Origin of the sequence: Bacteroides parvus (assembly GCF_017309675.2) — a bacterium.
In the GTDB taxonomy this organism is placed as follows: Bacteria; Bacteroidota; Bacteroidia; order Bacteroidales; family Bacteroidaceae; genus Bacteroides; species Bacteroides uniformis.
In genome coordinates, this window is sequence record NZ_CP084680.1 from 1695810 (window position 1) to 1710170 (window position 14361).

7 protein-coding genes are annotated in these 14361 nt (G+C 41.6%); 4 read left to right on the forward strand and 3 right to left on the reverse strand.

What is annotated here, in order from left to right:
* Positions 1-26: 26 nt before the first annotated feature.
* From JXR92_RS06740 to JXR92_RS06750, 3 genes are all read right to left on the reverse strand, one after another.
* A complete protein-coding gene (locus tag JXR92_RS06740; RefSeq protein WP_138346400.1) occupies positions 27-1616 on the reverse strand; it encodes a RagB/SusD family nutrient uptake outer membrane protein in 1590 nt (529 codons plus the stop codon).
* 31 nt (positions 1617-1647) lie between these two features.
* Positions 1648-4614: a SusC/RagA family TonB-linked outer membrane protein gene (locus tag JXR92_RS06745; protein WP_138346397.1), complete on the reverse strand. Its 2967-nt coding sequence runs from the start codon at positions 4612-4614 to the stop codon at positions 1648-1650.
* A gap of 835 nt (positions 4615-5449) precedes the next feature.
* On the reverse strand, positions 5450-6640 hold the full coding sequence (locus JXR92_RS06750; RefSeq protein WP_131225754.1) for a site-specific integrase: 1191 nt from the start codon (positions 6638-6640) through the stop codon (positions 5450-5452).
* Between the two features lie 453 nt (positions 6641-7093).
* On the opposite strand from JXR92_RS06750, the gene JXR92_RS06755 reads away from it, so the two are divergent.
* The 4 genes from JXR92_RS06755 (at position 7094) to hflX (ending at position 14340) form a co-directional block, all read left to right on the forward strand.
* Complete coding sequence (locus JXR92_RS06755) at positions 7094-10312, forward strand: SusC/RagA family TonB-linked outer membrane protein (protein WP_226791302.1); 3219 nt, start codon at positions 7094-7096, stop codon at positions 10310-10312.
* A gap of 27 nt (positions 10313-10339) precedes the next feature.
* Positions 10340-11968 carry a RagB/SusD family nutrient uptake outer membrane protein gene (locus JXR92_RS06760; protein ID WP_226791303.1) on the forward strand — a complete coding sequence of 543 codons (1629 nt, stop codon included), beginning with the start codon at positions 10340-10342 and terminating at the stop codon, positions 11966-11968.
* A gap of 34 nt (positions 11969-12002) precedes the next feature.
* Entirely contained in the window at positions 12003-12920 is a 918-nt protein-coding gene (locus tag JXR92_RS06765; protein ID WP_138346406.1) for a hypothetical protein, read from the forward strand.
* A 163-nt stretch (positions 12921-13083) separates the two neighbouring features.
* A complete protein-coding gene (gene hflX, locus JXR92_RS06770; protein ID WP_119961765.1) occupies positions 13084-14340 on the forward strand; it encodes a GTPase HflX in 1257 nt (418 codons plus the stop codon).
* The last annotated feature ends 21 nt before the right edge of the window (positions 14341-14361 follow it).

The following is a 14361-nucleotide window of genomic DNA, read 5'->3' on the forward strand; positions in this document are numbered from 1 at the left end:
CATATTTTTAATAGTTAACATATACATTATTCTACATCAGGTATTGGTGTAGGTGCCGAAACCAGCGGATTGTTCTCCAATAATGGGTTATATTGTACTTCCTTATTAGGAATACTGTAAATTTGAACCGGATCACCTGCTGTAATATTAAATACGGCAGTAGTCGGGAAGCCGCAGCCTAAACGGTTGACTCCCTTGTTCAGACGCATAATATCAAAATATGCCATACCTTCTCCCCAGAATTCAAGACGACGTTGTTGCCAAACAGCTTCCTGCACAGCTTCCGGTGTAGTGGCTGTACACTGATAAGACGGGTCACGATATGCAGTAACAAACGAGTTAAGGGTAGATACACCGCCACTGACATTACCACTCATAGCTTGTGCCTCAGCCTTGATAAGATACATTTCCTCAACACGCATCAATATTATATCCGTAGCATTGTTGTCAGTTCCCCATTGGTCATTCAGCACCCCATACTTCACTTGTGTATAGGCAGGTGCCTTTTTCCCAGTAATATATGCCTGGGCTGCAGCAGGCAAATTGGCGGATATACCTTCACCGTTCAGGAACCATCCCTTGCGGACATCACTGGCAGGAATCTCATTATAGAGTTTCGGACTGATTCTACGCCATCCGCCTACAGAAGCATAACCATAATTCAAAGATCCCATGTGTGACGGGAAGTTACAAATACCGGTTGTACTTACACGGTCCTGTTCTGTAATCAAGATACCCCACATCCATGAATTGTCTTCGATATTAATGAATGAAGGCTTGCTTACATCAGCACGGGAGTATGGAGTGGCAGTAGTTTTGGCCAGTGCGGCTTCCGCATCCTTTAAAGCTTCTGCATAGTTGTGCATTGCCAAGTAGACACGCGCACGGATACCGTAAGCGACATCCAAGCTGACATAGCGCTTGTCAGCACGTTCTTTTGTAGTGGCTGTCAGCAACTCAATAGCTTTATTCAGGTCTGCCAAGATAAAATCATAAGTTTCCTGCACCGTAGAACGGGCGCAACCATTGGCTGCAACTTCTGTTGCATTCTGCTCTGTAATCAAAGGCATACCCATGGCACTCTCATGTCCTTTGTAATTGAACTGATACAACTGTATCAACGTAAAATAGTCAAAAGCACGGACAGCTAATGCCTGCGCCAGATAATATTGTAACGTAGGATCTTCAGTTTCGTTATCTACAGTACCGATTACGTTATTGGCTGTAAAAATCTGATTGTACAATGTACCCCAGAATTCAATGGTAGCTGTACTTGTATTCAAGCAGTCACTGTAATCGGCTGAATTGGAATACCAGTTATAACCAGTAATATCTGCCACCATGTCCGTACCTCTTGATTCCGTGGCCAGCATAATGGTCGGATAACCTATATCACTATGCACATTGTCATCTTCTGTGTAGATTTTGGCATATTGGGTGAAATTTGCAGCCACGGCTGCTACGCTGGCTTCCAATCTGGAAGGATCAGATTCAACAACTTCTTCCTTTTGGTCAGATGTAATAGTCGAACTCAGCGGTTCTGTATCCAGATCTGTACATCCAGCTACCATCAAACCGAGCATAACATACGGTGTTATCTTATATAATTTCTTCATATTTTTTCTGTATTTTATTATTGAACTATTATCAGAATGTTACTTTCAAACCGCCGGAAATAGTACGTATAGGCGTATATCTATCTGTAGAAGCTGTTGTGTAGCTCATACGTGGATCAAGCCCTTTACGGGCAGAGAAAAGAGCCACATTGTCAGCCGCACCGTAAATACGCAAGCTTCCGATACCCAGACTTCTCAACCATCTCTTAGGTAAAGTATAGCCCAGGGTGATGTTGTTGATAGAGAAATAATCAGAACTTGTCAACCAACGGTCTGATGAAGAGTTGGTGTATTTATCAATGGCATCTACACGCGGAATATTGGTATTTCTATTCTCCGGTGTCCATGCATTCAAGATATCCTTGTGCCAGTTATATCCCATGTAGTGGGAGTCACCGCCATGCATGAAAGCTTGATAGCCACTATCATAAATCGTACCACCCAACTGATAAGCACACTGGATGGAGAAATCAAAGCCACGGAACTCCAATGTTGTACCGACACCGCCATAGATAGTAGGCAACAGGTCACCGGAAGCTTGTCTATTGGAATTGTAGGCAGCAGACCAATCTTTATCCTTATGCTCTACACCGTTTTCGTCCTTTGCCCAATACAGAGCTTCGCCGGAATCAGGATCTACCCCTGCATATTTTGTCAAATACATCTGGTACAAAGATTCACCTTCACGATAAATATAGGAACCATCAATCATCTCTCCTTTCAAATCCGGATGCAGCTCAAGAATCTTATTTTTCATCAATGTTCCATTCCAATTGATCACCCACTTTAAATCATTAGTTTCAATAGGAGTATAGTTCAATTCAATTTCCACACCGGAGTTGCGTACCGAACCGATATTCATAGGAAGTTGGGTATAACCGTTAGACATCGCTACCGGTTTATAATACAACATATCCTTAGTCTGGCGGTTGAAGTATTCGATTGTACCGTCAATACGTCCTCCCAAAAGAGCGAAATCCACACCTACATTGAATGAATTGGATGTTTCCCAAGTGATATCTTTGCTTCCCTTGTAGTAGAGCACACCATCAGAGAATACACCGTCAGACCCGCTAACCGTGAACTGATCCAGATACGGATAGTAGTTTGTATATCCTTTATAATAGAGGTTGTCATTACCCTGCTGACCGAAAGAAGCCTTCAGCTTCAGCATGTTGATCCAATCGTATTGACTGATAAAGTCTTCTTTTGCCATATCCCATGCTGCACTCACACTCCAGAAGTTACCCCAACGGTTATCCGGATGGAAGCGTGAAGAAGCATCACGACGATAAGAAACACTGCCATAATATTTTTCATTGAAATCGTAGCTGGCACGTGTAATGATACCGATTGTGGCATATTCATTGTAACTGCCAGAACCATTCTTGCGGTCGATAACATTAGATGCAGTCCAGTTCTTGTCACTATACATGTTATATCCTAAAATATAGTGACTTTCCGTGTTGAAGTCCATACTTTCATAGCCGGCAAGAATATCCAAGTTATGGTTGCCGAATGTCTTTTTGTAATTCAACAGATATTGTTGGTCAAGCGAATAAACGCGTGAGGAGTATTGCATAACAGAACCGCCATAGGAAGCCGACTGACCATAATACTTGTTACCCACACTATGCTGGCGTGTGTTGTCAATATGCAAGCCCAAAGAAGCTGTCAATGACAAACCGTCAATGATATCAATCTTTGCATACCATTTCCCATTCAGGATATCCATCAGATATTTTTCAGTATCATAAAGGAAACCGCTCATAGGATTGGACATACTCATAAAATTACGGGTGAAGTTTGTACTTGAACCATCACCATAGTCGTATACATGATAGCCGGTATTGGCATTATATTGGAAGCTGCCGTCTGCATTCCGTACATACATCGGATAGATTGGTGCAATAAAGTTACCAACAAAGAACGCATTGCCGGAAGAAGTAGCGGCATCGGTATCCTGATCGCCCGGTGAACGGCTTGTTACATTCGAATAGCTAAGATTCACTCCAAGTTTCAACCACTTTTTAGCCTGATAATCCACGTTCATACGAGTGGAGATACGTTCGAAACCTGAATTTTCAATAATACCTTCATCATTCAAATAACTGGCAGACAGATAGTAACTTAATTTGTCCGAACCACCAGAAACACTAAGATTATACTCTTGGCGCAAATTACTTTGGAACATCTCATCAGACCAGTTGTCCGGTGTATAATAATAGTCACCGTCACTATATCCCAAAGCTGCATGAGGGTTTAACTTGCCGTTCCGACCAATAAGATATTGTCCATCAGGTATGGTATAAACTTGATAGCCCAGCTTGGGAAACAAGTCTGCATTGGCCAATTGATAAGCCTGTTCTGCTGTATATCCGCTATTATATAGGTATCCGTTGTACAAAGCAGAATATGCAGTCTCCATATAGGTATTTGCATTCTGCAATACATCATAGTTTTTTACTAAGCGGGAGTTGACTCCCCAACGGGCGTCTAAAGAAATCTGCGTATCACCGCTCTTACCTTTTTTTGTAGTAACCAAAATAACACCGTTTGCACCACGTGCGCCATACAGAGCAGCAGCTGCAGCATCTTTCAATACGGTCATCGATTCAATATCTTGTGAATTGACAGCGGAGATATCTCCTTCATAAGGAATGCCATCCACTACATACAAAGGATTGTTGCTGGCATACATAGAACCAATACCGCGAATACGAACTGTCGCACTCGTACCCGGCTGGCCATTTGTACTTTGTGTCTGCACACCAGATACAGTACCGGAAAGTGCGTTCGATAAGTTGGAGACTTGACGCTTCTCCAATGTCTCAGACTTGATCACAGAGGCTGAACCAGTAAAAGCGGACTTCTTTGCTGTTCCGTAAGCTACCACCATTACCTCATCAAGCATCTCAGAATCGGAACGCATGAATACTTTTATATTCGGCTTAATCTCAACCTCTTGAGTCTGCATGCCAATGTACGAAATCACCAAAGTTTTCGCGGAACTATATTGTTATTTATTTCGCTAATAATCAGGTAATTATACTGTGTGATAGAAATAACTATAGCGAAATTTTCTTTCTTACAAGGTATGTGTATGGGGGGCAACGCATAAAACCTTACTGCTGTGATACTATTTGTTGGATTAACAACCAAGTTATCAGATGTATACCATAAAGTTAATACACTGCTTAAAGATTTTAAATGATTCTTCCTCTTATATGAAGCATGTCTTTTGTCAATATCTATCATCTTAGCTGCTTTCAATGAAGTATTTATTCTACATTGTCACTTTATTAGCGAAACTACTAAAGTCTATGTAAAAGAATATTTCAATAGCTTCAGAAAACAGCAAATTCAAAACTTTCTGATTGGCTAAACAATCAAGACAACAATTGTTTCCTCATAACAGTTTTCATCATTTTTGCTTCCACGCTTCCACCCGTTCCTTATATCCCTCTATTCATCGGCATCACAGATGCTGTGGAAGCAATGCAAAAGTGTGGAAGCAAATTTAGCTTCCACACCTCCAATCAGTTTAAATATTGATAAAACACCAATGTTAATCTTCTATTCACACTATGCTGTATCTAATTGATTATAAATAGTTTCTTGCTGCAAGATTTTGCAAACCTATTGCAGTGATACTGCAAAGCTGTTGCAGTGGTACTGCAAGCAATATGCAGTGGTACTGCAAACAATATGCAGTAATACTGCAAAACGTATGCAGTGAGTTTGCAGCGAGCAGGTTGAAACAGAATAGTGAGTGAATAGACTTTAAAGGAGAAGTATATGACTAATGATATGAAAGTGCAGTATTGACTATGCTAAGTTCGTGTTTTTTTAGGCAAAGGCATGAGTGCATGGCTCTTTTCTAAATCATGTACTATAGTCATATCCATTACATTCGTATACACTTGTGTGGTTTTAACACTTTTATGCCCCAACAATTTTTGCACCGTTGTAATGTTTACTCCATTATAAATCAATAGAGTTGCATTAGTATGGCGAGCGGTGTGAAATGAAATCTTTTTTGATAAACCGGCTAGGCGGGAAATCACAATTAAATTTTTGTTCACATTAGAGTTATCCCTTAAATGAAAGAAGCTTTGTAAGTCATCCCGATATTTGTCCAGAATAACAAGCCCTTTTCCTTCGAATAAGAGATAAAGAGGCAATCTGACTTCTGTACTCGTCTTTATGGATTTATAAATTAGCCAGGTTTCTTGACGGATCTCCACGATGTTATCGGGTGATAAACTGATAAAATCAGAATATCTCATTCCTGCATAGCAACAAAACAAGAATGCATCTAAAGTCTTCTGCAATTTAGTATATCTGCCAGCCAAGCTTAATTTCTCCAACTTCTCCAGCTCTTCAGGGGATAAGTGCGTATGCTTGTTTTCTATAGTTTTAATCTTGTACTTTCGAAAAGCGTATTTTTGTATCTCTATATAATCCTTGTTGATGGCAACATTTATATGCCGCTTCAGATGCTTCATATGTTTGGCTATCGTATTTGTGTGATAGCCTCTTGATTGCAAGAAATATTCAAAGGAGGATATGAATTCGAATGTTAAATCAGAAAAGGTTACATCCTTTTTGAACTGTTGTAATAATGAAAGAGTGGAGAGGTGATTTCGTTTTGTACTTTCTTTCAGAGCAGAGTTTGCTATCTCTTGTCTACAAAAAGAAATAAAAGAGGTTTTGTTTTCGCTTGTGCTCAAAACGTCCTTTAGTAATTCTAATGAAATACGCCTTCCTTGCTGCCACAATTCCAACTCTTTTTTTTCTATCATAGCCATAAATTCATATATCAATCTATTCAGTGCATCCGCATTAGGATGATTCTTCACGATAAGCTTTTTATTGTCCCATTGTTCTGGCTTTAGATAAACTTTGGTGGAGAAATACTTTTTTTTTCTATCCAAATAGGCTTCTACTTGCACTAACGCCATTCCTTTTTTATTCAGGCTTCTTTTTCTGTTGTACACTAGATTGTAAATAATTTTACTCATTTTGTTTGGTTTTAATTAATACTAATAACAAATAAGACGATATTCTGTGCTCGGTGAGAATAGAATAAGAATTAATATCTCTAAAAAGTGTCTTTTTGTGTTTAGCTATTAATTGGTATTTAATCTCCGGAAATTCTCATTTTGTTTCAAAATCAGGTATGTTTTTTGTTTTAGCGGCTTGTTTATTAACCATTTTGTTTTAAAATATGTGTATTTCTTGGAAAAATCACCTTGAAAGAGGGAATCATAGTGATAGTAAACATAAGCCGGTTTAGGTTTTTTAAGTATGAAAAATCTGTTATTAAGCATAAAGTAGCGTATTTAATTAACAGATTGATAGATTTACAAGGTTTTTTCAATAAAATAGTTGTTCGTTTCAGTTTTATTAATATATTTGCACTTTGTTAGAGTAAAGAAACAATTAATGTAAAGTTAAACTTTAAGAGAGAATTTATGAAAAGAAAATTAATGCTGTTATTGGCCTGTCTTTTTGTTGGAATAGGCCTAGTAACTGCCCAAACCCAGAAGGTTACAGGTGTTGTAATTTCTGAAGAAGACGGGCAGCCAGTTATTGGAGCCTCTGTATTGGTAAAAGGTACACAAGTTGGTGCTATTACCGGTGTAGATGGTGATTTTACATTACCAAACGTACCAAGTTCCGCGAAAACTCTGGTAATTTCTTATATTGGTATGCAAACCCAGGAGGTGACAATAAAACCTAGCGTAAAAGTGGTGATGAAGTCTGATACAGAGATGCTTGATGAGGTAATGGTAGTTGCTTTCGGTACAGCAAAGAAGTCTGCATTTACGGGTTCGGCTAAGGTGATAGGTACGGAAAAGCTGGAGCAGTCGCAGGTGACAAACGTTACCGATGCTTTGGCTGGTGCTGTGCCGGGTGTGACATTGACATCCAATGACGGTGCTCCTGGTTCAAAGTCATCCATCAAGATCCGTGGTTTCAGTTCACTCAATGCAGGAAACGACCCTCTGATTATTGTGGATGGTGCTCCTTATAGCGGTGATATCAATAATATCAATCCCAACGACGTTGAATCAATGACGGTATTGAAGGATGCGGCTTCCAATGCTCTTTACGGTGCGCGTGGTGCTAACGGTGTAATTATCATCACTACCAAGAAAGCCAATATGTCGGGTGAGGCCAAAGTAACTTTCGATGCCAAGTGGGGAGCAAATACCCGTGCGTTGCAGAAATATGACGTGATTGACAATCCTGGCATGTACTATGAGACGCACTATGAGGCAATGAAAAACTACTATAAATATGAGGGGGGAATGAGTGATCAGGCTGCATGGCTTGAGGCAAATAACAATTTGTTTGGCTCTAACGGTGGCTTGGGTTACAATGTCTATACGGTTCCCGAAGGACAATACCTTATCGGTCAGAATGGCAAGCTTAATCCCAATGCCACATTGGGTAGAGTTGTGAATTATAAAGGACGCGACTATCTGCTTACTCCGGATGATTGGGACGATGTAGGTATGCGTACCGGTTTACGTCAGGAATATAACTTCTCAGTGAGCGCAGCTAATGAAAAATCTTCTTTCTATGTTTCTTTAGGCTATCTTGGAAATGAGGGTATCACTGAAGGTTCTGACCTGAAACGTTTGACTGGCCGTTTAAAAGCCGACTATCAAGCCAAGAAGTGGTTGAAGATCGGTGGTAATATGGCATATGCGCGATTTGATTCCAATTCATTGAGTAATAATGGTTCCAGTAGTTCTCAAGGTAATGTATGGGCATTTATTACCCAAATGGCTCCCATCTATCCTGCTTACGTACGTAATGCTGATGGCAGTATCATGGTTGATAAGAATGGTATTGGAATGATGGACTACGGTAGCGGTATCAATGCAGGTATGCAACGTCCTTTCATTCCTGATGCCAATCCTATTCTGGACAACAAACTTAACACCCATAATGCTGAAGGAAATGCTATCAGTGGTAATGCTTTTGTAGACATAACTCCTATAGAAGGGTTAAAGGTGACATTCAATGGTACTTTCAACTTGGATGAGACACGCTTTACATATGTTTATAATCCTTATTATGGACAGTTCGATTCTACCGGTGGTACAGTAAGCAAGAGCCATCAGAGAACTTACGACTACAACTTGCAACAACTTGTCTCATATGCCAAATCATTCGGAAGCAATAATTTCGATATTTTGTTAGGACATGAATATTATGACTACCGCCTTTCTTATTTGGGAGCCAGTAAGTCACAGATGTTCTCTCAGGACAATCAGGAATTGGATGGTGCCATTATAGATGGACAGAGTGCTTCTTCATATAAGAGTCGTCGTAACAACGAAGGCTTCTTCGGACGTTTGCAATACAACTATGACGAACGCATCTTCGGCTCAGCTTCCTTGCGTCGTGATGCTTCCAGCCGTTTCCATCCAGACCACCGCTGGGGTACATTCTGGTCGGCAGGTGGTGCATGGCTCATCAACAAAGAAAGCTGGTTTGATGCTTCTTGGGTGCAGGAACTGAAGTTGAAGGCTTCAATCGGTTCACAAGGTAACGATAACATCGGTGATTTCCGCTATACGGATAGATTTAATATTATTAATTCCAATAATAGTCTCGGCACTTCGTTCTACTCTAAAGGTACTAAGGACATCACTTGGGAAACCAATACCAATTTCAATATCGGTGCGGAATTCCAATTGTGGGACCGCGTTACCGGTAGCATAGAGTACTACAGACGCAAGACTTCAGATATGTTATTCTCATTCTCCGTGGCTCCTTCATTGGGTTATTCTTCTTATCTGGACAATGTTGGTAACATGGTCAATAGTGGTGTAGAAATGGATTTCAATGTGAATATCTTCGATACACGTAACTTTACGTGGGACGTAAATTTGAACATCTCAACTTTGAAGAACCGTATTACGATGCTTGATCCTGACAAGTTGATTACTACTGAGTATACAGCTGACGGAAAGGGATATAAGGGTTATTCTAACGGAAGCTTCTTCATTGGTGAAGATTTGTCTATGTTTACATGGCGTATGAAGGAATATGCCGGAGTGGACGAAGAGGGAAGAGCCTTGTATTATAAGAATGTTAAGGATGAGGCCGGCAACATCACCGGACGCGAAACGACTTGGAACCATGCTGAAGCTGACTATTACATCACAGAGGAAAGCACGATGCCCAAGGTATACGGTGGTTTCGGTACCAAACTGAAAGTATATGGTGTAGATTTCGGTATTAACTTCACTTACCAGATTGGCGGCAAGCAGTATGATGGCACGTATGCATACTTTATGTCATCACCCAAAGGCACGGCAGGTTACAACTATCACAAGGATATCCTAAAGTCATGGACTCCCGAGAACACCAACACTGATATTCCGCGTTTCATGATGAATGACCCTTCATATCCGGCTTCATCATCTACACGTTTCTTGACTGATGCAAGTTTCTTGAATATCCAGAACATAAATGTGGGCTATACATTGCCTTCCAAGTGGACAAAGAAACTGGCTATAAGCTCTTTGCGCGTGTACATGTCGGCAGAAAATGTTTTCTACTGGTCTAAACGTAAAGGGTTCGACCCGCGTCAATCATATGACGAGACGACCAACGCTACTTTCTATTCACCGATGCGTACCATCTCCGGTGGTGTGTCATTCGAGTTCTAAAACTAAATATTATAGATAACAATGATTATGAAGAAAAATATATTCAAGTTGTTTTCAGCCATGGTGGTATCGGCTACAGTACTAACCGGCTGTATAGAAGAGGTTTTTCCCGAAGATTCTACTGCGACCTCCGAGCAAATCGGTGCGTCAGCTACGGCACTTGAGGCTGCAGTCAGTGGCATGCCGTCACAAATGGTACAAGGCTATCTGGTGTATGGTAGCCAGACCCATGAAACCGACCTTGGCTATCCTTCGCTGATGTTGGCACAGTCTGAATTGTTGGGCGATGTAGTGGACACAGACTATGGGTATGACTGGTGGTGGCCCTTCAATGCAAGCTTGCAGATGTATGACAATGGTTATTACTCATATTTGCCTTACTTTACCCTATATAAGTTCGTTAAATCGGCCAATGACGTGATTTCAGTTGTTGACGTTACCGATCCCACGATTACCGATGAGATACGTGGACTCGGCAGTATATCCCATGCTTTCCGTGCGTTTAGCTATTATACGCTGATGGTGCTTTTCGAGCCAGTAGAGAATATCTATACTGATTGTAGCAAGGTGTTGGGACTGACAGTGCCCATTGTAACTGAGGAAACAACTAATGACATTGCGAAGAGCAATCCGCGTGCGACTCACGAAGAAATGGTGAACTTTATCCTTTCTGACCTTGACAAAGCAGAGATAGGTTTGGAGTCTTATATACCTACTAGCAAGAATTTTCCCGACTTGGCTGTAGTATATGGTCTGAAAGCTAAGGTATATATGTGGGATGGCCAATTTGATAAAGCTGCCGAGTATGCCCGCAAGGCTATTGATAAGTCGGGTGCAACTCCTATGAACGAAGCACAGTGGCATAACCCCACTACAGGTTTCAATACGGCTACTTCTGCATGGATGTGGTATCTTCACCCCACAGCTTCCAACATGGGTAACCTTGCTAATTTCATCGGTCACATTTCCAATGAAGCGGATTGGGGATATGCTTCTTTGTCTAAACTCCAAATGGCACGTTCACTTTATGACGCGATTCCTACTACCGATTTCCGCAAATATTCTTACCTTGACCCGGACAGATCTGTTTACGCTTACCAGTCTGTGAGAGGCAATGAGTGGTTGGACGAACAGCCGGATTATATGTCATTGAAGTTCCGTCCCGTGGGCGGTGACTATAGCACTTATTCTGTGGGTGCGGCTGCTGATATTCCCGTGATGCGTGTGGAAGAGATGTATCTCATAGAGGCTGAAGCTGTAGGTGCCAGCCAGAGTGTGGCAGCAGGTGTACAACTGTTGAATAACTTTATGAAGCAAAATCGTCAGTCTGATTACAGTTTTAACGCAGGCGATTTGCGTAGTTTCCAACTTGAGGTCTTGAAGCAGATGCGTATCGAGTTTTGGGGAGAGGGGGTTGCATTCCCTACTGCCAAGCGTTTGAAACCGGATGTTATTCAGCACTATGAGGGTACCAATTTTAAAGAAGATAACTTCAAGATCAACTGTAAAGGTGTGAAGCCTAACTGGACGCTGATGATCCCCAAGACCGAGGTGGATTCAAATATCGCGCTTCAAGGAATGAACAATCCGGACCCGACCGGTGCTATTCCTAAGCGTCCTACTCCGATAGGAGAGTTTGCGCCTGGTAACAATTAAATTAAATGAACTAACTTTATAATTGAATTTGTATATGAATAAGATATTTAATAAACTGTTTTGGGTCATGGCTGTATGCGGCTTGACAATGACGGCTTGTTCAGACGATATTGACTGGAATCCCGGTGCTGCTGCCGATGGACAAGGGGTCTTCTTCCCTTCGAGTCAATCAAGCAGTATAACGCTGACCGAGACGTCTGGTTCTTTCGAGGTAAGTGTATTTCGTACAGTAAGTTCAGGAGCCTCCACCACACAAATAACTGTTACTCCCGGTGAGAATGCTGCTGGCATTTTTACAGTTCCTACCGAAGTAAGCTTTGCTGATGGTGTGACAGAGGCAAAAATAACGGTGACTTACCAGAATATGAAGCGTGATGTCCCCTATACTTTGACCCTCTCTGCAGTGGACGGCACTCCGTATGGCATTACTGACTTGACGATCAGTGCCATTTGTCCATTAGTTTGGGAAGTGGTAAGTACTAATGCCACATTGATAGACAATATGTTTGAGGCATTTGGTGCTACCGGTGTTAAACTGACCGGTATTACGGTGGAAAAGCATCCCGAACTTAACAAATATCGTTTTAAGAGTCCTTATGACAATTCTTATTTTAACTCTTTGTTTGGCATAGGAACTCTTCTTCCTGATGATTTTAAACTTCCTTATATTGAGTTGGACGGTAATACTTATCCGGGTGGATATTATATCACTGTTACAAAATTGGGATGGAAAATGGTAAATGGTGTAGGTCCTGAGGCCAATAGCGATTGGGGAACTTTCGGTTCTGTTTATGGAAATCTTTCCGAAGACCTTGGTACTTATCCATTGGGAAGCTACAACGATGCTGAGAAGGTATTTGATTTGGGAGCTCTCTTCTTTTGTATAGATGACAGTGGCTCTGAATTAAATTATCCTCTTAAGGGTACAACTTTGCTGTATTTGAACAACTGATTTTTGTTTGTATTCCGTGTGATACGGAACTTATGAATGTGGAGGGTGAATTATAATAGAATTCATCCTCCCTTTATTTTATCTCTCTTTCTAAGGAGCTTCCGCTAAAATTATATATATTTGCTGCCCGAACCAACAATATATATAATAAGGTATAGAAACTATGAAAGAATTTGTAATCTCCGAAGTGCGGGCAGAAACAGCGGTATTGGTAGGTCTTGTCACGAAGACTCAGGATGAGCGTAAGACCAACGAATACCTAGACGAGCTTGCATTCTTGGCTGAGACAGCCGGGGCGGAAGTAGTAAAGCGGTTTACCCAAAAGCTGGACCAGGCGCATTCCGTGACCTACGTCGGCAAGGGCAAGCTGGAAGAAATCAGAGAGTATATCCGGAATGAAGAAGAAGCCGAACGTGAAGTCGGCATGGTGATTTTTGACGATGAACTTTCTGCCAAACAGATACGTAACATTGAAGCGGAGCTGAAGATTAAGATATTGGACCGTACTTCGCTCATTCTCGATATTTTTGCCATGCGTGCCCAGACTGCCAATGCAAAAACGCAGGTGGAGCTGGCTCAATACAAGTATATGCTTCCTCGTCTGCAACGTTTGTGGACCCACTTGGAACGCCAGGGTGGTGGCTCCGGTGCCGGTGGAGGTAAAGGTTCCGTGGGACTTCGCGGTCCGGGTGAAACGCAGCTGGAAATGGACCGCCGTATCATTTTGAACCGTATGTCATTATTGAAGGAACGCTTGGCTGAGATTGACAAGCAGAAGTCTACCCAGCGGAAGAACCGCGGACGCTTGATTCGTGTGGCATTGGTGGGATATACCAATGTAGGAAAATCCACATTGATGACTTTGCTTTCGAAAAGTGAAGTCTTTGCCGAGAACAAGTTGTTTGCCACGTTGGATACTACGGTGCGTAAGGTGATTATTGAGAACCTGCCGTTCCTGCTTTCTGATACAGTGGGCTTTATCCGTAAATTGCCGACGGATTTGGTAGACTCCTTCAAGTCTACTCTGGACGAGGTACGCGAGGCAGACTTGCTGTTGCATATCGTAGACATCTCTCATCCGGATTTTGAAGAACAGATAGAAGTTGTGAACAAGACGTTGGCAGATATCGGTGCCGCCGGTAAGCCTATGATTCTTGTATTCAATAAGATAGACGCTTATACCTATATAGAGAAAGCGGCTGACGACCTTACCCCCAGAACCAAGGAAAACTTGACACTCGAAGAACTGATGAAGACGTGGATGGCTAAGATGGAGGATAACTGCCTCTTTATTTCTGCCCGCGAAAAAATCAATATGGAGGAACTGAAGAGTGTGGTTTATCAGCGTGTGAAGGAATTGCACGTGCAGAAGTACCCCTATAATGACTTTCTTTATCAGACCTACGAAGAAGAAGTTTAATTTTAGTTATGAGTGATAAGT

Coding starts and splice junctions, on each gene's coding strand:
- JXR92_RS06760 (WP_226791303.1), top strand. CDS start 10,340: ATGAAGAAAAATATATTCAAGTTGTTTTCAGCCATGGTGGTATCGGCT.
- JXR92_RS06750 (WP_131225754.1), bottom strand. CDS start 6,640: ATGAGTAAAATTATTTACAATCTAGTGTACAACAGAAAAAGAAGCCTG.
- JXR92_RS06740 (WP_138346400.1), bottom strand. CDS start 1,616: ATGAAGAAATTATATAAGATAACACCGTATGTTATGCTCGGTTTGATG.
- JXR92_RS06755 (WP_226791302.1), top strand. CDS start 7,094: ATGAAAAGAAAATTAATGCTGTTATTGGCCTGTCTTTTTGTTGGAATA.
- hflX (WP_119961765.1), top strand. CDS start 13,084: ATGAAAGAATTTGTAATCTCCGAAGTGCGGGCAGAAACAGCGGTATTG.
- JXR92_RS06765 (WP_138346406.1), top strand. CDS start 12,003: ATGAATAAGATATTTAATAAACTGTTTTGGGTCATGGCTGTATGCGGC.